Origin of the sequence: Vibrio sp. 10N.247.310.24, from assembly GCF_041467175.1 — a bacterium.
GTDB classification, from domain to species: Bacteria; Pseudomonadota; Gammaproteobacteria; order Enterobacterales; family Vibrionaceae; genus Vibrio; species Vibrio tasmaniensis_A.
This window is the reverse complement of record NZ_JBFSUD010000049.1, coordinates 15,532-34,831: the sequence shown is the minus strand read 5'-3', so window position 1 is coordinate 34,831 and position 19,300 is coordinate 15,532. Positions and strand designations below refer to the sequence as shown.

Annotated in this window: 19 protein-coding genes; 14 read left to right on the top strand and 5 right to left on the bottom strand. The window is 44.7% G+C overall.

Annotated elements, in window-relative coordinates; translation table 11 throughout:
- The first annotated feature begins 429 nt into the window (after positions 1-429).
- The 9 genes from AB6E08_RS15370 (at position 430) to luxS (ending at position 10,978) form a co-directional block, all read left to right on the top strand.
- The gene (locus AB6E08_RS15370) at positions 430-687 is read left to right on the top strand and encodes an oxaloacetate decarboxylase subunit gamma (protein WP_004741884.1); all 258 of its coding nucleotides are present in this window, start codon (positions 430-432) and stop codon (positions 685-687) included.
- Positions 688-718: 31 nt separating this feature from the next.
- Complete coding sequence (gene oadA, locus AB6E08_RS15365; RefSeq protein ID WP_029225520.1) at positions 719-2,503, top strand: sodium-extruding oxaloacetate decarboxylase subunit alpha; 1,785 nt, start codon at positions 719-721, stop codon at positions 2,501-2,503.
- Positions 2,504-2,512: 9 nt separating this feature from the next.
- Complete coding sequence (locus AB6E08_RS15360; RefSeq protein WP_009847617.1) at positions 2,513-3,643, top strand: sodium ion-translocating decarboxylase subunit beta; 1,131 nt, start codon at positions 2,513-2,515, stop codon at positions 3,641-3,643.
- A 173-nt stretch (positions 3,644-3,816) separates the two neighbouring features.
- Positions 3,817-4,770, top strand: a complete 954-nt coding sequence (locus AB6E08_RS15355; RefSeq protein ID WP_029223082.1) for an NADP-dependent oxidoreductase — start codon at positions 3,817-3,819, stop codon at positions 4,768-4,770.
- A 6-nt stretch (positions 4,771-4,776) separates the two neighbouring features.
- Positions 4,777-5,238 carry a YqaA family protein gene (locus tag AB6E08_RS15350; protein ID WP_004735497.1) on the top strand — a complete coding sequence of 154 codons (462 nt, stop codon included), beginning with the start codon at positions 4,777-4,779 and terminating at the stop codon, positions 5,236-5,238.
- A gap of 9 nt (positions 5,239-5,247) precedes the next feature.
- A complete protein-coding gene (locus AB6E08_RS15345) occupies positions 5,248-8,106 on the top strand; it encodes a M16 family metallopeptidase (protein ID WP_372063692.1) in 2,859 nt (952 codons plus the stop codon).
- 99 nt (positions 8,107-8,205) lie between these two features.
- The gene (gene gshA, locus AB6E08_RS15340) at positions 8,206-9,774 is read left to right on the top strand and encodes a glutamate--cysteine ligase (RefSeq protein ID WP_009847614.1); all 1,569 of its coding nucleotides are present in this window, start codon (positions 8,206-8,208) and stop codon (positions 9,772-9,774) included.
- Between the two features lie 10 nt (positions 9,775-9,784).
- Positions 9,785-10,435 (top strand): hypothetical protein, encoded by a 651-nt coding sequence (locus tag AB6E08_RS15335; protein WP_083994557.1) that lies wholly within the window; start codon positions 9,785-9,787, stop codon positions 10,433-10,435.
- Between the two features lie 24 nt (positions 10,436-10,459).
- A complete protein-coding gene (luxS, locus tag AB6E08_RS15330; RefSeq protein ID WP_009847612.1) occupies positions 10,460-10,978 on the top strand; it encodes an S-ribosylhomocysteine lyase in 519 nt (172 codons plus the stop codon).
- Positions 10,979-11,302: 324 nt separating this feature from the next.
- Here the strand turns inward: luxS and AB6E08_RS15325 are convergent, their stop codons facing one another.
- On the bottom strand, positions 11,303-12,574 hold the full coding sequence (locus AB6E08_RS15325) for an HlyC/CorC family transporter (RefSeq protein WP_009847611.1): 1,272 nt from the start codon (positions 12,572-12,574) through the stop codon (positions 11,303-11,305).
- Between the two features lie 127 nt (positions 12,575-12,701).
- Positions 12,702-13,496 carry an inner membrane protein YpjD gene (locus AB6E08_RS15320; protein ID WP_065678058.1) on the bottom strand — a complete coding sequence of 265 codons (795 nt, stop codon included), beginning with the start codon at positions 13,494-13,496 and terminating at the stop codon, positions 12,702-12,704.
- Between the two features lie 200 nt (positions 13,497-13,696).
- Between AB6E08_RS15320 and ffh the strand changes: the two genes are divergently transcribed.
- The 5 genes from ffh to rplS all read left to right on the top strand — a co-directional run bounded on the left by ffh (position 13,697) and on the right by rplS (position 17,313).
- A complete protein-coding gene (gene ffh, locus AB6E08_RS15315; protein WP_004735506.1) occupies positions 13,697-15,091 on the top strand; it encodes a signal recognition particle protein in 1,395 nt (464 codons plus the stop codon).
- Between the two features lie 212 nt (positions 15,092-15,303).
- The gene (gene rpsP / locus AB6E08_RS15310; protein ID WP_004735508.1) at positions 15,304-15,552 is read left to right on the top strand and encodes a 30S ribosomal protein S16; all 249 of its coding nucleotides are present in this window, start codon (positions 15,304-15,306) and stop codon (positions 15,550-15,552) included.
- A gap of 26 nt (positions 15,553-15,578) precedes the next feature.
- Positions 15,579-16,133, top strand: coding sequence for a ribosome maturation factor RimM (rimM, locus tag AB6E08_RS15305; protein WP_372063696.1), 555 nt, complete (start codon positions 15,579-15,581; stop codon positions 16,131-16,133).
- A 26-nt stretch (positions 16,134-16,159) separates the two neighbouring features.
- Positions 16,160-16,900: a tRNA (guanosine(37)-N1)-methyltransferase TrmD gene (trmD, locus tag AB6E08_RS15300; RefSeq protein WP_009847608.1), complete on the top strand. Its 741-nt coding sequence runs from the start codon at positions 16,160-16,162 to the stop codon at positions 16,898-16,900.
- Between the two features lie 59 nt (positions 16,901-16,959).
- Positions 16,960-17,313 carry a 50S ribosomal protein L19 gene (gene rplS, locus AB6E08_RS15295; protein ID WP_009847607.1) on the top strand — a complete coding sequence of 118 codons (354 nt, stop codon included), beginning with the start codon at positions 16,960-16,962 and terminating at the stop codon, positions 17,311-17,313.
- A 327-nt stretch (positions 17,314-17,640) separates the two neighbouring features.
- On the opposite strand, the gene yacG is transcribed toward rplS, so the two are convergent.
- The 3 genes from yacG to coaE all read right to left on the bottom strand — a co-directional run bounded on the left by yacG (position 17,641) and on the right by coaE (position 19,300).
- Positions 17,641-17,838: a DNA gyrase inhibitor YacG gene (gene yacG / locus AB6E08_RS15290; protein ID WP_102249162.1), complete on the bottom strand. Its 198-nt coding sequence runs from the start codon at positions 17,836-17,838 to the stop codon at positions 17,641-17,643.
- Between the two features lie 80 nt (positions 17,839-17,918).
- Positions 17,919-18,659: a cell division protein ZapD gene (gene zapD, locus AB6E08_RS15285; protein ID WP_012604748.1), complete on the bottom strand. Its 741-nt coding sequence runs from the start codon at positions 18,657-18,659 to the stop codon at positions 17,919-17,921.
- Positions 18,660-18,685: 26 nt separating this feature from the next.
- Positions 18,686-19,300, bottom strand: a complete 615-nt coding sequence (gene coaE / locus AB6E08_RS15280; protein ID WP_371707408.1) for a dephospho-CoA kinase — start codon at positions 19,298-19,300, stop codon at positions 18,686-18,688.

Below are 19,300 nucleotides of genomic sequence, written 5' to 3'. Positions count from 1 at the left end.
AGTACCTGGCTACGAACCAGGCGGTCGGAGGTTCGAATCCTCCAGGGCGCACCACATTATTAGAGAAAGCCTCGTTTTTACGAGGCTTTTTTTATGTCCGCTATAAGTTTGTTGCAACAATGTTAAATTTGTGGTGTTTTTAACTTGTTGTATTTAAAGTAATTCTTGATTGCTTCTTTGTTATTCTACCTTTCTCATATCAATTCTCAGAAAAGCCCCGTTTAAGTCACAGTTTAAATATCTAAAAATGACTCATTTGACAGATTTATGTGATCTGATAGGCGAATAATTAACCTTATGTGTGCGTTATCCGTAACAGAACCTTAAACAAAATTGACAAACTTTTACCAATCGAGATAATCCATGGGTCGGGATCACTATTCGCTGAAATCCTGTACGTATGTCAGGATGACGAAGAAAGGAAGCAACATGACTAATATTGGAAGCCTGCTAGGAGATGCGGCGACTCTAATGATAACGGGGATGTCCGTTGTCTTTATTTTCTTAACTATTCTAGTTTACCTCGTTCGGTTGATGTCAAAACTGGTACCAGAAGAAGTACCGGAGCCGATCGCAGCACCTAAAAAAATTCAAAAATCACAATCAAACCCTTCAGCTGTTAGTCCACAGGTAGTGGCAGCAATTTCGGCCGCGGTTCATCAATACCGTGCGTCTACTGCTAAGTAGCATTTAAAGGATTAAAAAGGAGTTTATGAGCATGTCTAAACCACTAGCTATCACAGATGTGGTACTTCGTGACGCGCACCAGTCACTATTTGCTACTCGTATGCGTATCGAAGATATGCTGCCAATTGCGGCAGAACTGGATAAAGTCGGTTACTGGTCACTTGAGACTTGGGGCGGCGCAACGTTTGATTCGTGCATCCGTTTTCTTGGAGAAGATCCGTGGGAACGTTTACGAGAGCTGAAAAAAGCGATGCCAAACACACCAATGCAGATGCTACTGCGTGGTCAAAATTTATTGGGTTACCGTCACTACGCGGATGATGTAGTAGAAAAGTTTGTTGAACGTGCCCATAGTAACGGCATGGACGTATTCCGTATTTTTGATGCGATGAATGACGTACGTAACTTTGAAACCGCAGTGAAAGCAACGATTGATGTTGGCGGCCACGCTCAAGGTACGTTGTCTTACACAACCAGTCCGGTTCACAACTCAGATACGTGGGTTGATTTGGCTAAGCGCCTAGAGGATCTAGGTTGTCATTCACTATGCATCAAAGATATGTCAGGTTTATTAAAGCCTTATGAAGCGGAAGAGCTAATCACTCGCATCAAAGCGTCTTGTGATGTGCCTCTAGCGCTGCATAGCCACGCGACAACGGGTCTATCAACCGCTACAGCCGTTAAAGCTGTTGAAGCGGGTATTGATATTCTAGACACCGCAATCTCTTCTATGAGCTGTACTTACGGCCATACACCAACCGAAACGGTTGTTGCTATGCTAGAAGGCACAGAGCGCGACACGAATCTCAAACTAGACCAAATCGAACCAATCGCGGCTTACTTCCGTGATGTACGTAAAAAGTATGCGAAATGGGAAGGCCAGCTAAAAGGTGTCGATTCTCGAATCTTGATCGCTCAAGTTCCTGGCGGCATGTTAACCAACATGGAAGGCCAGCTTAAAGAGCAAGGCGCTGCCGATCGCATGGATGAAGTTCTAGAAGAGATCCCACGCGTACGTAAAGAGTTGGGTTACATTCCTTTGGTAACACCTACTTCTCAGATTGTCGGTACTCAAGCGGTTATCAACGTTCTAACGGGTGAGCGCTACAAGAGCATCACTAAAGAGACTGCGGGTCTACTGAAAGGCGAATACGGTCAAGCTCCTGCTGAGGTTGATGCTGAACTGCAAGCGAAAGTGTTAGATGGTGCTGAGCCAATCACGTGTCGTCCTGCTGATTTACTTAAGTCTGAAATGGATACGTTAACGACTGACCTTTTAGAAAAAGCGAAATCAGATGGTATTTCACTCGCTGAAGATACCGTTGATGATGTACTGACGTACGCACTATTCCCACAAGTGGGTCTTAAGTTCCTTAAAAACCGTCACAACCCTGAAGCGTTTGAACCTGCACCAACGGCTGAAGCTGCAACTTCTGTTGCGGTTGCACCACAACCTGCTGCTGGCGGCATTGAGAGCTACAGCGTGAAGGTTGATGGTCAAGTTTATGATGTTGAGGTTGGCCCTCAAGGTGAACTGACATCGGTATCTCCATCAGCGAAACCAGCACAAGCGGCTCAAGCAGCACCTGCTGCGGCTTCTGATGCAGAAGCGGTTCCAGCTCCGTTAGCGGGCAACATCTTTAAAGTCATCGTTCAGGCGGGTACTGAAGTGGCCGAAGGTGATGTTCTGCTGATCCTAGAAGCGATGAAAATGGAAACGGAAGTTCGAGCTGCTCGAAGTGGTATCGTTCAAGAATTGAATGTTAAAGAAGGCGATGCAGTTACTGTAGGCGCTCCACTACTAAGCTTAGCGTAAGGGAGTACCATGGAAGGATTGATGACCTTATGGTCTGAAACAGGGATTGCTAACTTTGAGTTCGGCCAGATCTGTATGATGTTGGTTGGTTGCTCACTGTTGTTTTTGGCAATTCGCAAAGGGTTTGAACCTTTACTGCTGTTACCTATTGGTTTTGGTGCTGTATTAGCCAATATTCCAAATGCTGGATTCACGGATCCCGGTGGTTTGCTTTACTACGTTTACTACATTGGTATTGAAACTGGCATTTTTCCACTGCTGATCTTTATGGGTGTTGGAGCTATGACGGACTTTGGTGCGTTGATTGCTAACCCTAAAACACTGTGGCTCGGGGCTGCTGCTCAGTTTGGTATATTCGCAACACTATTTGGCGCGATCTTGCTGAACTATGTACCAGGAATGGAGTTCTCAATGGCAGATGCTTCGTCAATTGCGATCATTGGTGGTGCCGATGGCCCAACCGCGATCTTTTTGGCTAGCAAGCTATCTCCTGATCTATTAGGTGCGATTGCGGTAGCGGCGTATAGCTACATGGCTTTAGTTCCTATTATTCAGCCACCAATCATGAAAGCGTTAACGTCTCCTGAAGAGCGCCAAATTAAGATGGCTCAACTTCGTCATGTAAGCAAAGCTGAGAAGATCCTTTTCCCGCTAGCTGTACTGCTGATGACGATTTTGTTCCTACCTTCAGCAACCCCTCTAGTAGGTATGTTCTGTTTGGGTAACTTAATGCGTGAAGCGGGTGTGGTTGATCGTCTTTCAAAAACAGCCCAAAACGAACTGATTAACGTTGTGACTATTTTCCTTGGTCTAGGTGTTGGCTCTAAGCTTCAAGCAGACACGTTCTTGAACTTAGAGACGTTAGGTATCCTTGGGTTAGGTGCGGTCGCATTCAGTATTGGTACGGCTGGTGGTGTATTGATGGCGAAGCTGCTGAACCGCTTCTCGAAAGAAGACATTAACCCACTGATTGGCGCAGCTGGTGTATCAGCGGTTCCGATGGCGGCTCGTGTTGTGAATAAGGTTGGACTTGAGGCAAATCCTCAGAACTTCCTGTTGATGCATGCGATGGGTCCGAACGTAGCGGGTGTACTTGGTAGTGCCGTTGCAGCGGGTATCCTATTAGCTCTCGTAGGTTAATGAGTTACTTGGCTATGCTGCTCGTTACGTTAATTGGTCGTCAATTTACGCATGAGCGGTTAACTTCGTCTTATTAAATGGTTTATAGTCAAAGGGATGCTTTCGCATCCCTTTCTTTTTATTAATTAGGGTGCTTACTCATCAGGGCTTCTATCAATCAAGGAAATGTGGACATGGAAAATAAACAGATTGCGATTACTCAATTCGGCGGCGTCGAAAACCTCAGTATTCAAACCAGTGCTATTCCTGAGCCAAAGGCCGGAGAAGTGGTGGTTAAAGTTTCCTTTTCAGGCATTAATCCTATTGATGTGAAAACCCGTGCAGGACTTGGTTGGGCGGCAGCACAAAACAAAGACAACCTTCCTTGGGTTCCTGGTTACGATATTTCAGGGCAAATTGTCACGCTAGGCGAACAGGCAGAGCGTTTTACTGTTGGTGATAACGTAGCTGGCTTTATTGGTTTTCCACTGCAAGGTGGCGGTTATAGCCAGTATGTGTGTGTTCCAGAAGTCGCATTAAGTATGGTCCCAGACTCGGTTGCGTTAGAAGCGGCTGCAGCTTTACCACTCGCTAGCCAAACCGCAGCACAAGCGCTTAACAAAGCGGAAGTGAAAGAGGGCGATCGCGTACTCATCTTAGCGGGCGCCGGCGGCGTTGGTCATCTTGCGGTTCAAATCGCAGTGGCTGCAAAAGCTGAGGTTTACACGACCTGCAGCGAAGCCAACCTTGATTACCTTGCTACGTTAGGCGCTCATGCTATTAACTATCAATTTGCGCCAGCATCGGAAAGAGTCTCTGATGTTGATGTACTGATTGATTTAGTGGGTGGTGATACCGCGCTTGATGCGTTGAAGTGTTTGAAAGATGGTGCGAGAGTGGTAACGGTGCCTACGCTGTCTGCTGAATTAATTTGCGAGAAAGCGACATTATTGGGTTTCACCGCTTCAGGTATGCTCGTTGAGCCAAATCCAGAGCAAATGGACACTATGCTTTACATGGTTAGCGTAGGGTTGCTCAAAACAGAAATTCAAACTATCTACCCGTTAGATGAAGCACAGTCGGCGCATCTACAAGTAGAAACCGGACACACCAGAGGCAAGGTACTACTTAAAATGCAAGAAGGTTAATATGCAGTGCTAGAGTTCTTTAATTCTCTTTTTGAAAACATAGCGTTGTGGTTTTCTGACTCGGCGCTGTGGGTGCTCTTCATTAGTGGCTTCTTGAGTGCCACATTGTTACCAGGGGGCTCAGAAGCAAGCCTTGTTGCAGCATTGAGCTTAGATCAGTTCTCAACATCATCAATCATTCTTCTGGCGACACTCGGTAATACTTTAGGCGGGCTGACCAACTATTGGATTGGTTTGTGGCTGCCTAATCGAACTCAATCTGAAAAGCATGGTCATAAGGCTATGGCTTGGCTGAGCCGCTATGGCTATTGGACACTGTTATTCAGTTGGTTGCCGATCATTGGTGACCCTTTGTGCTTAGCCGCGGGTTGGTTAAGAATGAAATTTATTCCTAGCGTTATTTTGATAGCGATTGGCAAAGCCGCTCGCTACAGCTTACTTGCTGCTATCTACTTCGGTTTTTTCTAAGGAGAACCTATGAAAAAGGTTTTACTTGGTACATTTTCTCTTATCGCCATTGCAGGCTGTTCTTACAATGTACCTAGCTCTACACCCTTCTTTTCCTCGTTACCTGAAGGTGTCACTCTGTTAGAAGAGGTTAAGCCTTCTAAAGATAAAGTGGTGATCCCTTACACCAAATATCAGCTTGAAAACGGCCTGACAGTTATTCTTTCCCCTGATGATTCTGATCCTCTTGTACATGTGGATGTGACCTATCATGTCGGCTCAGCTCGTGAAGAAATAGGCAAATCGGGCTTTGCTCATTTCTTCGAACACATGATGTTCCAAGGCTCTGAGAACGTCGGTGACCAGCAGCACTTTAAGATCATTACCGAGGCGGGTGGCTCGTTAAACGGCACGACTAACCGTGATCGTACTAACTACTTTGAAACCGTTCCATCTAACCAACTTGAGAAAATGTTGTGGTTAGAATCAGACCGAATGGGTTTTTTATTGGATGCGGTTTCTCAGAAGAAATTCGAAGTTCAAAGAGGCACGGTTAAAAACGAACGTGCTCAAAGTTATGAAAACCGTCCTTATGGCTTGATGTGGGAACGCATGGGTGAAGCGCTTTACCCTGAAGGTCATCCTTACTCATGGCAACCAATCGGTTATGTGGAAGATCTAGACCGTGTTGATGTGAATGACCTTAAGGCGTTCTTCCTACGTTGGTACGGCCCAAATAATGCGGTACTGACTATCGGTGGTGATATCGACGTTGATGACACGCTAGAGTGGGTTAATCAGTATTTTGGCTCAATCCCTCAAGGTCCGGAAGTTAAGGCTGCTGAGAAGCAACCAGCTGTTCTAACAGAAGATAAGTACATCACGTTAGAAGACAACGTTCGTCAGCCGATGGTGCTTGTTGGTTGGCCAACAACCTACCGCGGTGAAGATACGCAAGCTTCACTGAATGCGCTGTCTAACGTGTTAGGTTCAGGGACCAACAGTTATCTGTACCAAAACCTCGTAAAAACGCAAAAAGCGGTGAGTGCAGGCTCTTTCCACGATTGTGCTGAGCTCGCTTGTACTATGTATGTCTATGCGATGGGTGACTCAGGTGAAAAGGGGGATTTGACGGTTCTTAATAAAGAACTGATGGAAACCCTAGAACAATTTTCGAAAGGCGGTGTGGAACAAGATCGTCTAGATCAAATTACCGGCATGGCTGAAGCGAATGCGGTGTTTGCACTGCAAAGTGTTAGAGGCAAGGTTTCACAGCTCGCGTCAAATCAAACCTTCTATGGCCAGCCTGATCGTATTGAATCAAAACTCGATCAAATCCGATCTGTTACCCCTGAAAGCGTAAGCAAGGCGTACCGAGATTTTATCGAAGGTAAGCACAAGGTTACCTTGAGTGTGGTTCCTAAGAAAAAACTCGACTTAGCGGTTCGCGAGGCTACATTTAGCACTCCTGCTCGTACCCTTCCTGAATACAGCAAAGTGACAGAAGAACAATTGGATTTCAGAAAGGCACCGAACACATTTGATCGCAGCGTGATGCCTGAAGTGAACTTTGGTGTTGAAGCGACCATGCCTGAGCTGTATCGCATGCATTTTGCTAATGGTACTGACTTGATTGGTACTGTGACTAGCGAAACGCCGACAGTGCAGCTACAAATTCAACTCCCTGCGGGTGAGCGCTATGTTGGTAAAGGTCAAGAGGGTTTGGCGAACCTAACTGCATCGATGATGGAAGAAGGTTCGACTAAACGAACGGTTGAAGAGTTACAGGCCACCTTAGATAAGCTTGGTAGTAGCGTTAGCATTAGTGCTGGCAGCTATACCACAGATATTTCGGTCTCGACGTTAGAGAAAAACCTGCCTCAAACCTTAGCGATCGTGCAAGAAGTTCTATTTGAGCCTAAGCTTGATGTTCAAGATTTCGAACGCGTTAAGAGTCAGATGTTAGAAGGCGTAGTGTATCAGCATCAACAACCGAGCTGGATGGCTTCTCAAGCAACCCGAGAGGTGTTGTTCGGTAGCAGTATTTTTGGTCGAGCGAGTGATGGCACCAAGGATTCTCTAGAATCGTTAACTCTAGACGATGTAAAACTGTTTTACAGTCAGCACTATACTCCTGAGGGAGCTAATATTGTTATTGTAGGGGACATCACGAAGGAGGAGGTTGGAAAGCAGCTTCAGTTCTTTGAAGAATGGCAAGGTGACGCTGCACCACTCACTCGTCCACAGATCATCAAGGAGCTTTCGGGCCAGAACTTGTACTTAGTGGATAAGCCGGGAGCACCACAAAGTATTGTACGCTTAGTTCGTAAAGGGTTACCGTTTGATGCGACCGGTGAATTGTATTTAAGTCAATTGGCTAACTTTAATTTAGCCGGTAACTTCAATAGCCGCATCAACCAGAACCTGCGTGAAGACAAAGCCTACACTTACGGTGCAAGCGGTTACTTTGCGAGTACGCGTGAAACTGGTGCGGTAGTGTTTAGTGCTCAAGTTAGAGCCAATGCGACGGTTCCATCAATTCAAGAGTTTATTGCTGAGCTAAATGAATTTAGTCAGAGTGGATTAACTGACGAAGAGGTGAAATTTATGCGCCTTGCCGTCGGTCAACAAGATGCGCTTAAATACGAAACACCAAGTCAAAAGGCTGGATTGTTGAGTAATATTGTTACGCTGAGCCTTGATGAAGACTACCTACAGCAGCGCAACCAGATAGTAGAAACGGTTTCAAAAGAGACTTTAAATGAGCTCTCGAAGAAATGGTTTGACCCGAATGATTATCAAATAATTGTTGTTGGTGACGCGACTTCGCTGCGCCCTCAATTAGAAAAGTTAGATATTCCAATAGAAGAGCTTGAAATCATTCGTTAGAGTACACATTAAAGGGGGAGGGAAGAGATTCTACTTTTCTCCTCCAACCTAATTTATGATAGTTCTAATAAGAACAATATAAGATAAGTGAACAGAATTTTGACTGATTTTGCTGCGCGACTAAAGCAAGTTGCAACCAACCCTAAGACCTTCTCTCAATTTGGTCGTGGTGTTGAAAGGGAAACATTGCGCTACACGGAAGATGGGCATCTTGCTACTGGGCCGCACCCTAAGGCTTTAGGATCTGCGTTGATGAACGAATGGGTAACGACCGATTTCTCTGAGTCGCTACTGGAGTTTATCACGCCTGTTTCTAACGACGTTCCGACGCTTTTGAATCAGTTGTCTGATATTCATCACTTCACTCAAACCAAGTTAGACGGCGAAAAGCTGTGGCCACTCTCTATGCCTTGTTATGTGGGGAGTGAAGATTACATTCAGCTTGCGCAATACGGTACTTCTAACAACGGTAAGATGAAGACGCTATATCGTGAAGGCCTAAAGCGTCGCTACGGTAGTCTGATGCAGATTATTTCGGGTGTTCACTTCAACTTCTCTTTCCCAGAAAGCTTTTGGGACAGTCTGTTTGGAGAGCAAACCGAAGAAGCGCGTTGCGAAGCTAAATCAGATGCGTACTTCGGTTTGATTCGTAATTACTACCGCTTTGGTTGGTTAATCCCATACTTCTTCGGTGCTTCACCTGCGCTATGTTCTTCTTTTATCAAAGGAAGAGAAACCAACCTACCTTTTGAAAAGGTTGGAGAAACACTGTATCTACCCAAAGCAACGGCATTGCGCTTAAGTGACCTTGGTTACACCAACAGTGCGCAAAGTGTACTGAAGATTGGCTTCAACAGCCTAGACCAATACCTTGAAGGTTTGAATCAAGCGATTCGCACACCATCAGAAGAATTCGCTGAGATTGGCACTAAGGTTGATGGGGAATACCGTCAACTAAATAGCAACGTACTGCAAATTGAGAATGAGCTTTATGCTCCAATCCGTCCTAAGCGTGTGGCGAAAAGTGGCGAGAAACCATCTGAAGCACTGGCTCGTGCTGGCGTTGAGTACATCGAGGTTCGCTCTTTAGACGTAAACCCATTCAGTTCAATTGGTATCAATGAACAGCAAGTTCGCTTCTTAGATTTATTCCTAACGTGGAGCGTGTTATCAGACTCTGCTGAGATGGATAACTGCGAACTTGAATGCTGGCGCGATAACTGGAACAAGGTGATCTTAGAAGGTCGTCAGGTTGGTTTAGAGCTCAAGATTGGTTGTGATGGAGAAAGACTGTCTCTGCAAGACTGGGCTAAAAATGTATTCAAAGATCTTCGAGTTATCGCTGAGTTGATGGATGCTGAGCAAGGTGGTCGTGCATACCAAGAAACGTGCGATACGCTTGAAGCCTGGATTGATAACCCAGAGTTGACCATTTCTGGCCAGTTATTAGAAGAGACCAAGAAATTGGGTGGTTTGGGTAAAGTGGGTTGTGCGTTAGGAAAAACGTATGCTCAACAACACAAGGCACACCAATATAAAGTTTATTCTGCTGAGTTAATGGAAGCGGAAGTTCAACGCTCTGTCATTGCTCAACAGCAAAGTGAAGAAGCGAGCACTCAAGATTTTGATAGTTTCTTAACGGACTATTTTTCATATTTAAAAGCATAGCGAGACTTTGGTGGAAAGGAAGCAAACCTTATTAGGTCAGTCTACTCATGTGGGTGGAAAATGGTTACCTGTTGTGACTGTTGGTATTGTCTCTAGCCTATTGGTTGGATGTGCGACGCCTCCTCCTAAGCAGCAAAATAATATATGCAGCATCTTCAGAGAGCACCCTTCTTGGTATGAAGATGCGGTCGATATGCAAGATGAGTGGGGCACACCGATTAACGTCGCGATGGCTTTTGTTAAACAAGAGAGCAGCTTTCGACATGATGCGCGTCCACCAAAAGATTATATTCTTGGCTTTATACCGTGGGGAAGAGTCAGTAGTGCCTACGGCTATGCACAAGCTCAAGACCCTGCTTGGGAAGACTTTCAAAAAGCGACCAATAATGGTGGTTCGAGAACCAATTTTGATGATGCATTGATGTTCATTGGTTGGTACACCAGCGAGACGCGCCGTCAGTTAGGGATCTCATTATGGGACCCGTATAACCAATATCTGGCTTATCATGAAGGCCGTGGTGGCTATAAGCGCAAATCATACAACAGCAAACCATCGTTGATTAAGGTGGCTCGCAAAGTCGAACAGCAAGCAAAAGATTATGGATGGCAACTTAAACAGTGCCGAAAAGAACTAGAAGACAATCGAAGTTGGTTTTTTTAAAGCCAATCGTCATGGAGAATAGCAATGCCTTTATTAGATAGTTTTACTGTTGATCACACGCGCATGAACGCACCTGCAGTTCGTGTTGCTAAAACAATGCAAACCCCAAAAGGGGATACCATTACGGTATTTGACCTGCGTTTTACTGCGCCAAACAAAGATATCCTATCTGAGAGAGGTATTCATACTCTCGAGCACCTATACGCTGGGTTCATGCGTGCTCACCTCAATGGCTCTGCGGTTGAGATCATTGATATTTCGCCTATGGGTTGTCGTACTGGTTTCTATATGAGCTTGATTGGTACGCCTTCAGAGCAGCAAGTGGCTGAAGCTTGGTTAGCGGCTATGCAAGACGTACTGAAAGTTGAGAACCAGAATAAGATTCCTGAGTTGAACGAATACCAGTGTGGTACTGCGGCAATGCATTCCTTAGATGAAGCTAAAGAGATTGCGAATGCAATCATCGCTACCGGTATTTCAGTAAACAAAAATGATGAACTGGCATTGCCAGAGTCGATGCTTCAAGAGCTTAAAATCGACTAATCACTTTTTCTTTACTTTAGATGCGCTTCACTCTAGATACATTTCAATCTAGAGGCAGAGCGAGTTAGATACTAAAAGGCCCGGTTCAATGAACCGGGCCTTTTATTGTAGAAGGACTTAGTTGGTAACTCAGTTGGTTATACCAATCGTAGTAAATAACTGGTCACCCTAGCTTGCTAAAACGCTCGATAACTGCGTTAGAATTTTTGATTGTAGAATAACTACTTATCGAAAAATTCTGCCTTGTTCTCAAGCCTTTTCCCTACGCTATTTTTGATCACTTACTTACTGTGATTGGTATTACTCTCATCTAATGAGTCGCCTCTATCCGTTTACGATCTGCGGAAACACACGCACCAGCTTGATGCGATTCTCTTCGAGCTCAACAATTTCCATTGGATGGCTGGCAACCTGAACACTCAGGTGACTCTCTGGAATATCTTCAAGATGCTCCAGTATCAAACCATTAAGTGTTCTTGGTCCATCGGTAGGCAGTGCCCACTGCAAACCTTTGTTGATATCTCGGATATTAGCGCTGCCTTCAATCAAGAAGCTACCATCGCTTTGCGGTGTGATCTCTTCAGATAAACTTGGTGCGATTGAAGTCGTAAATTCGCCCACGATCTCTTCGAGAATATCTTCGAGGGTAACCAAACCGTTAATATCGCCATACTCATCAACAATCAAACCGATACGCTGTTTGTTGCGTTGGAATTTAAGCAGTTGGGTGTTAAGCGGTGTCGCTTCCGGAATAAAGTAGATCTCATCTGCAGCACGCAGCAGGGTCTCTTTATTGAATTCGTTCTTTTCGAGCATCAAGCGATAAGCTTCACGTAGCCTCAGCATGCCAACCACTTCATCTATCTGATCACGGTACAACACGATGCGACCATGAGGTGAATGAGTGAGCTGACGCACGATCGATTTCCAATCATCATTGATGTCGATGCCGGTGATCTCGTTACGTGGCACCATTATGTCATTCACGGTGACGTGTTCTAAATCGAGAATAGACACCAACATATCTTGGTGACGCTGTGGTATTAGGCTACCCGCCTCATTTACTACGGTTCTGAGTTCTTCTGAGCTTAGATGATCGGTTGCATCATGGTTAGCTTTAACGCCTAAGATACGAATGAAGCCATTGGTAATAAAGTTGACCAAGATAACCAATGGAGATAGCACCTTCATCAGTATTATTAATAGAATACTGCTGGCGTAAGAAACTCGTTCAGGGAAAAGAGAAGCGATGGTTTTTGGTGTAACCTCAGCAAACACGAGGATCACTAGGGTCAGGGCTCCGGTTGCGATTGCAACGCCGATATCGCCGTAGATACGCATACCAAGAATAGTCGCGATCGCGGATGCAAGAATATTGACGAGATTGTTGCCGATGAGAATAAGGCCAATCAATCTGTCTGGGCGACTTAGAAGTTTTTCTACGCGTTTGGCACCTTTATGACCCGTATTGGCCAAGTGCTTTAAACGGTAGCGGTTCAAGGACATCATGCCCGTTTCGGAACCAGAGAAATAACCAGAAATTACAATGAGACACGCGAGTAGCGCAAATAAGATACCCGTTGATATGTCGTCCAAAACTATTCTTTTCCTTTTTGTGTATCTTGATTAATTTATGACCGAACATGGTCGAGATGTCAATTGAATGTATCGTACTCAATATTTTAAAGGCAAGGTGTGTGAGACCTTGCCTTCATTATATAGACTAATTCAGGATTATTTCCTGAACGAAGCGGCTACCGAAGTAAGCTAATGTGAGCATGGTGGCACCCGCAAGGGCAAACCATGTGACTTTTTGCCCACGCCAACCTTTCTGATAGTGACCCCAAAGAAGGATGGAATAGATAACCCAAGCTATAAAAGACAATACCGCTTTATGTGCTTTACCTTGAGCAAACATATCTTGTACGAAGATAAGTCCAGTTAATAAAGTACCTGTTAACAAACCATTACCGATTAAAATGATCTTGAAAAGCTGTCTTTCCACCATCATTAAAGGAGGTAGGTTAGGGTTTATCACTAAGGCTTTTTTCTTTTTAAGTTTGTGATCTAGCCACGCGAGTTGCATAGCGTATAGCGCACCGATGGTAAGTGTCGCGTATGAGAACAGAGCTAAAGATATGTGTAGCAACAGCTTTGGGTCATTCTCTAAGTGTTTGATGAAGGTGCTAGGAAGAAAAGTGGCAGCCATTAGATTTAGAGCAGCGAAGCTATAAACAACCGGCAAGATGAACCACAAACGGGTTTTGAGCATAGCACCGCTCATGACCACAGATATGATTAAACTGATTAAAGAAGCAACGTTTAAGATACTGAGGTTTTGACCACTGGCATTAAAGATTAAATCGCCAAGCAACCAAGCATGGAAAGCTAAAGCAAGTAATGCGCTGATAAACACCGTTTTTACACGGATTCCTGTTTGGTGCACGAGACCTGGAATGATCGTGAAAATCGCCATTGTATAAAGAAAGGCTGCTGCGATCGCAATAAGACTGTCCATGGTATCCATTTAAATGATTACTAATTGGCGAATTATACCTCGCATCGCTCTTTGGGGCTATGGTGAACCTCATTCAATTCCAAGTGAATAATGTCTCACATCACATGCGTGGATGATTAACGCTCCACAACGGGTATGACTCTAATCCGCGCTAATGTATACTCACAGTAATAGTCGCAGTTTTGAGCGAAGAGAAAACTATGTTTGATAATTTAACGGATCGTCTATCCAAAACGCTGAAAAACATCAGCGGTAAAGGTCGCCTGACCGAAGACAATATTAAAGAGACGCTGCGTGAAGTACGTATGGCGCTACTTGAAGCCGACGTTGCACTGCCAGTTGTCCGCGATTTTGTTAAGCGCGTAAAAGAAGGCGCTGTGGGTGTCGAGGTTTCTAAATCTCTCACACCGGGTCAAGAATTCATTAAGATCGTTCAAGCTGAACTTGAAGCTGTGATGGGAGAGTCTAACGAGGCTCTTGACCTAGCAGCACAACCGCCAGCAGTTATCTTAATGGCGGGTCTACAAGGTGCGGGTAAAACCACATCGGTAGGTAAGCTATCTAAGCTCCTGACTGAGCGTGATAAGAAGAAAGTTTTGGTTGTGTCTGCCGACGTTTACCGTCCAGCCGCGATCAAACAGCTTGAAACCTTAGCAAGCGATGTGGGTGTCGACTTCTTCCCATCTTCAGCTGACCAAAAGCCTCTTGATATTGCAAACGCTGCAATCGACCACGCGAAGAAGAAATTCTACGACGTGCTAATTGTCGATACTGCCGGTCGTTTGGCTATCGATGAAGAGATGATGGGTGAAATCAAAGAGCTTCATACTGCCATTAAACCAGTTGAGACTCTGTTCGTTGTTGATGCTATGACAGGTCAAGATGCTGCGAATACTGCAAAAGCCTTTGGCGATACGCTACCACTAACCGGTGTTATCTTAACGAAAGTGGATGGTGACGCGCGTGGTGGTGCTGCACTGTCTGTTCGTCACATCACAGGTAAGCCGATTAAATTCTTAGGTGTTGGTGAAAAGACTGACGCATTAGAACCATTCCACCCAGATCGTGTTGCTTCTCGCATCCTAGGTATGGGCGACGTACTGTCGCTTATTGAAGATCTACAGAAAAACGTTGATACCGAAAAAGCAGAGAAGCTGGCTAAGAAGTTCAAAGAGAAGAAAGGCTTTGACCTTGAAGACTTCCGTGAGCAACTTGGTCAGATGAAAAACATGGGCGGCATGATGGGCATGATGGATAAGCTTCCAGGCATGTCTCAGCTACCAGACAACGTTAAAGATAAAGTTGATGACAAGATGTTCAAGCAAATGGAAGCGATCATCAATTCTATGACAATGAAAGAGCGTCAGCGCCCAGACCTAATCAAAGGCTCACGCAAAAAGCGTATTGCTGCCGGTTCTGGTACGCAAGTACAAGATGTAAACCGTATGCTTAAACAGTTCACTCAAATGCAGAAGATGATGAAGAAAATGCAGAAAGGTGGAATGAAAGGCATGATGCGCAACATGCAAGGCATGATGGGCGGCGGTGGAGGTATGGGCGGAATGGGTGGTGGTTTTAACCCGTTTGGCCGATAATCTACAAATGTAAGCTTTAGCTACGTTACTTTTCATAGTGTTAGCCGTGTCACAGAAAGTGAGCGGTGGCTATGTTGGTGAAAAAATAGCTAAAGCCCTTGCATTGCCCCGGAATAAGAGTAAAATTCCGGGGCTTTAATTTGGCACGAGACCCCAAGCTATTTACTTATACTTGGGGTTAATTATTTTATTAAGAAAGCAAAGAGGACGACATGGTAACCATTCGTTTGGCACGTCACGGTGCAAAGAAGCGCCCATTTTATCAAATCGTAGTTGCGGATAGCCGTAACTCTGTAACTGGCCGTTTCATCGAGAAAGTAGGTTTCTTTAACCCTACTGCTCAAGGTCAAGAAGAAGGTCTACGTCTAGACCTAGATCGTGTTAACCACTGGGTTGGTCAAGGCGCATCTCTATCTGACCGCGTAGCTAAGCTAGTTAAAGACGCTCAAAAAGCGGCTTAATTCTTTTTTAAAAAGAGAAATAGCTTATGTCGATGAAGGGTAAAGAAACGATGAGCGAGCAAAACGAAAGAATTGTTATGGGTAAACTTGGGTCTACCTATGGTATTCGTGGCTGGCTTAAAGTGTTCTCCTACACAGACAATGCTGAAAGCATATTTGATTACAGTCCTTGGTATTTAAAGCTAAAGGGCGAGTGGGTTGAGTATAAAGTTGAAAGCTGGAAACGTCATGGTCAAGGCTATGTATGTAAGCTAGCGGAATTAGATGTACGTGAAGACGCGCAACTGATGACCAACTTTGAAATTGCTATTGACCCTGCTTCATTACCTGAATTGTCAGAAGATGAATTCTACTGGCGCGAATTGTTCGGTATGCAAGTTTTTACCACTAAAGGTTACAACCTTGGTGAGGTCACTGACCTATTAGAAACTGGCTCGAACGATGTTCTAGTAATCAAAGCAAATCTTAAAGATGCTTTTGGCCAAAAGGAACGGTTAATCCCGTACCTTGAAGAGCAAGTGATCAAGAAAGTTGATCGCGAAGCTCGCCGGATCGAAGTTGACTGGGATCCTGGATTCTAACTCCAAATTACAGAGCGAGAGAACACATGTGGGTTGGCATTATTAGCCTTTTTCCTGAAATGTTCCGTTCTGTTACTGATTTTGGAGTAACAGGTCAAGCGGTTAAAAAAGGTCTTTTATCTATTGAAACATGGAATCCTCGTGATTTCACTCATGATAAACATCGCACTGTTGATGACAGACCTTACGGTGGTGGTCCTGGCATGTTAATGATGGTTCAGCCTTTGCGCGATGCTATCCAAACAGCCAAACAGGCAGCACCGGGAAAGACGAAGGTTATTTACCTTTCACCTCAAGGTCGTAAACTCGACCAACAAGGTGTTGAAGAGCTGGCAACAAACGAGAACTTGCTTCTTATTTGTGGTCGCTATGAAGGGGTAGATGAGCGCATCATTCAATCTGAAGTCGACGAAGAATGGTCGATTGGAGATTTTGTGATGACGGGTGGCGAGCTGCCAGCCATGACGTTGATTGATTCAGTCTCTCGGTTTGTTCCGGGTGTACTTGGAGATTTCGCATCAGCAGAAGAAGATTCTTTTGCAAATGGTTTGCTAGATTGTCCCCATTATACGCGCCCTGAGGTGCTAGACGATAAAGATGTGCCATCGGTACTCAAGTCTGGAAACCATAAGGACATTCGTCGCTGGCGATTGAAACAATCGTTGGGCCGAACTTGGCTAAGAAGACCAGAACTCCTGGAAAACCTAGCTCTGACTGACGAACAGGAACAATTACTGGCTGAATTCATTAAAGAGCAACGCTCTTAACGAAAAGCAAGCAGTAACCTATTAAATTTAGTATCAGTTTATTCTAGGAATTTATACAAATGAGCAACATCATCAAGGCTCTTGAAGAAGAGCAACTAAAATCAGACCTTCCTAAATTCGCACCAGGTGACACTGTTGTAGTTAAGGTTAAGGTAAAAGAAGGTGACCGTGAGCGTCTACAGGCTTTCGAAGGCGTTGTAATCGCTATTCGTAACCGTGGTCTACACTCTGCATTCACAGTTCGTAAGATCTCGAACGGTGAAGGCGTAGAGCGTGCGTTCCAAACTCACTCTCCAATGGTTGATAGCATCGAAGTTAAACGCCGTGGTGCAGTACGTCGTGCCAAGTTGTACTACCTACGTGAGCGTTCTGGTAAGTCAGCTCGTATTAAAGAGAAGCTTACTAAGAAGTAATTCTTTTTGCATTCTATCGATAAAAGCGGAGCCATTTGGCTCCGCTTTTTTGTGTCTACTATTTAGAGTCTCACAGGTAAGAGATCTCCAACTTGCTCGTTCCTCACTCTTGAGGATGACGAATGACAAGCCTTGATACCTTGATAGGCTGTCGAACCGCTGAGGGAGTTTTTGAATCAACCAGAGCTGTCATTCCCTAGACTGACGAAGGAAGGAGTAGGGAATCCCCATTAGTGCCGTGTTATAGGCAATAAAAAAGGATTGCCGTAAAACGCCAACCCTTCAAAATTTACTCGCTACTCGCTACTCGCTACTCGCTACTCGCGCCTAGTGTGGGTCTTCCGACCAACCATCGCTATCCGACATGTCTGGAGCACCAGCGATGCTGTTCTCTTCGTCAGCCCATTCCCCGAAATCAATCATCTGACATTGCTTGCTGCAAAACGGGCGGTGCGGGCTTTGTTCGCCCCATTCAACGTCAGTGTTACATTGAGGGCATTTAACGATGGTGATTTTGTTCGACATAGTGATTCTTAATTTGAAGGTGTAATAATAGTGAGTTTAGGCTCGAGTGAGGACTCAAGCCAAACAATAAAGGAAATGAATTAGCTGCAGATAGCCAACTCAAATTCAATATCTTGAGTACAGGCTTGCCCAGTTTCAAAGCTCATAAATTTAATAGCGAAACGGTTTTTATGTCCCGAGATCATCGGGTAGGCACCGTACTGCATTGGAATTGAAAGGCGAAGGATATTCGCTTCATCAGCATCGCTTTGGAAGAAACCTGTACGAGCGATCTGATCCTTAAAGTGACCAGTCTCTCTGGTGAGCTTCAACCATAGTGTTAGTGCTTCATACAGAGGCTGTAGGCTATCCATCCATGTCTCAGCATCTCTAACTCTCTTATCAAGAGGAAGATGAAGCCAATAATGTAGAGCCGGTAAATCAAAGCAACATGAGCCACCTGGCAAGTTAAAGCGTTGACGAATGGCGCTAAGGAAGCGGTCCTCTTTTAATGATTGCCCAAAACGTTCCGCCTGCATCAGTTCACGATAGATATGACTAATATCATTGAGCAATGATGTCAGCATCTCTTGATCGACACCTTCAACATCTAACCAACTTTTATAGGTTACACGCTGTTTCTCAATATCTTTTGCGAGTTCGCTCTTAAGTTGTATCTGTTCGAATATTTCAATCAGATCAAAGATAGAACGGAAAAAGAGTTGATACTGTTGAGCATCGGAAAATGCAGAAGACAAGTGTAACTGCCTCAAGAGTGATTCAACTCTTAAGTAGATGCGTGTTTTCTCATTTAGAGGATGTTCAAATTTATGGGTGATCATCGAGCAAACCTTCATTCAACATTGTTCTATTCTGACCCATCTACTGCACTGATTGCCAGATACTTTTGATGTAAATCTGTGATTTGAGGCAAAAGTTCTTGGTTTTTAGTATGGTTTTTAATCACGTCATCTGCAACTGCTAAGCGCTGTTCTCTTGATGCCTGTGATTTTAAAATTGATTTAACTTGTTCCCTAGAAACATTATCGCGACTCATCGTACGTTCTATTTGCACTTCTACCGGCACATCAACGATTAATACGCGATCGGTCATGCCTTGCATTTGGTTTTCAACCAATAGCGGTGCGACTAATAAAGCATAAGGGGATGTGATTTTAGACAGGTCACTGTCAATTTTGTCGCGGATCATAGGGTGAAGCAGTTCATTGAGCCATTGTTTCTCTGTGGGATCAGAAAAGATCACTTCGCGCAATTTAGCTCGGTTCAGCGCCCCATCTTCCAGCAATACCTCTTCACCAAAATGGGTCGCAATCTGTTTTAGACCTTCACTGCCCAACGCCACCACTTCGCGTGCCACGATATCAGCATCGACAATATCAACATTGAAATGCTCATTGAACAGGTTAGCTACTGTGGTTTTACCACTGGCGATCCCACCGCTTAATCCGATAATGATTGCCAT

Bases quoted from the DNA above. Each gene is read 5' to 3' on its own strand.
- AB6E08_RS15370 (WP_004741884.1), top strand. From the start codon at position 430: ATGACTAATATTGGAAGCCTGCTAGGAGATGCGGCGACTCTAATGATA.
- oadA (WP_029225520.1), top strand. From the start codon at position 719: ATGTCTAAACCACTAGCTATCACAGATGTGGTACTTCGTGACGCGCAC.
- AB6E08_RS15360 (WP_009847617.1), top strand. From the start codon at position 2,513: ATGGAAGGATTGATGACCTTATGGTCTGAAACAGGGATTGCTAACTTT.
- AB6E08_RS15355 (WP_029223082.1), top strand. From the start codon at position 3,817: ATGGAAAATAAACAGATTGCGATTACTCAATTCGGCGGCGTCGAAAAC.
- AB6E08_RS15345 (WP_372063692.1), top strand. From the start codon at position 5,248: ATGAAAAAGGTTTTACTTGGTACATTTTCTCTTATCGCCATTGCAGGC.
- luxS (WP_009847612.1), top strand. From the start codon at position 10,460: ATGCCTTTATTAGATAGTTTTACTGTTGATCACACGCGCATGAACGCA.
- AB6E08_RS15320 (WP_065678058.1), bottom strand. From the start codon at position 13,496: ATGGACAGTCTTATTGCGATCGCAGCAGCCTTTCTTTATACAATGGCG.
- ffh (WP_004735506.1), top strand. From the start codon at position 13,697: ATGTTTGATAATTTAACGGATCGTCTATCCAAAACGCTGAAAAACATC.
- rpsP (WP_004735508.1), top strand. From the start codon at position 15,304: ATGGTAACCATTCGTTTGGCACGTCACGGTGCAAAGAAGCGCCCATTT.
- rimM (WP_372063696.1), top strand. From the start codon at position 15,579: ATGTCGATGAAGGGTAAAGAAACGATGAGCGAGCAAAACGAAAGAATT.
- trmD (WP_009847608.1), top strand. From the start codon at position 16,160: ATGTGGGTTGGCATTATTAGCCTTTTTCCTGAAATGTTCCGTTCTGTT.
- rplS (WP_009847607.1), top strand. From the start codon at position 16,960: ATGAGCAACATCATCAAGGCTCTTGAAGAAGAGCAACTAAAATCAGAC.
- yacG (WP_102249162.1), bottom strand. From the start codon at position 17,838: ATGTCGAACAAAATCACCATCGTTAAATGCCCTCAATGTAACACTGAC.
- zapD (WP_012604748.1), bottom strand. From the start codon at position 18,659: ATGATCACCCATAAATTTGAACATCCTCTAAATGAGAAAACACGCATC.
- coaE (WP_371707408.1), bottom strand. From the start codon at position 19,300: ATGGCAATCATTATCGGATTAAGCGGTGGGATCGCCAGTGGTAAAACC.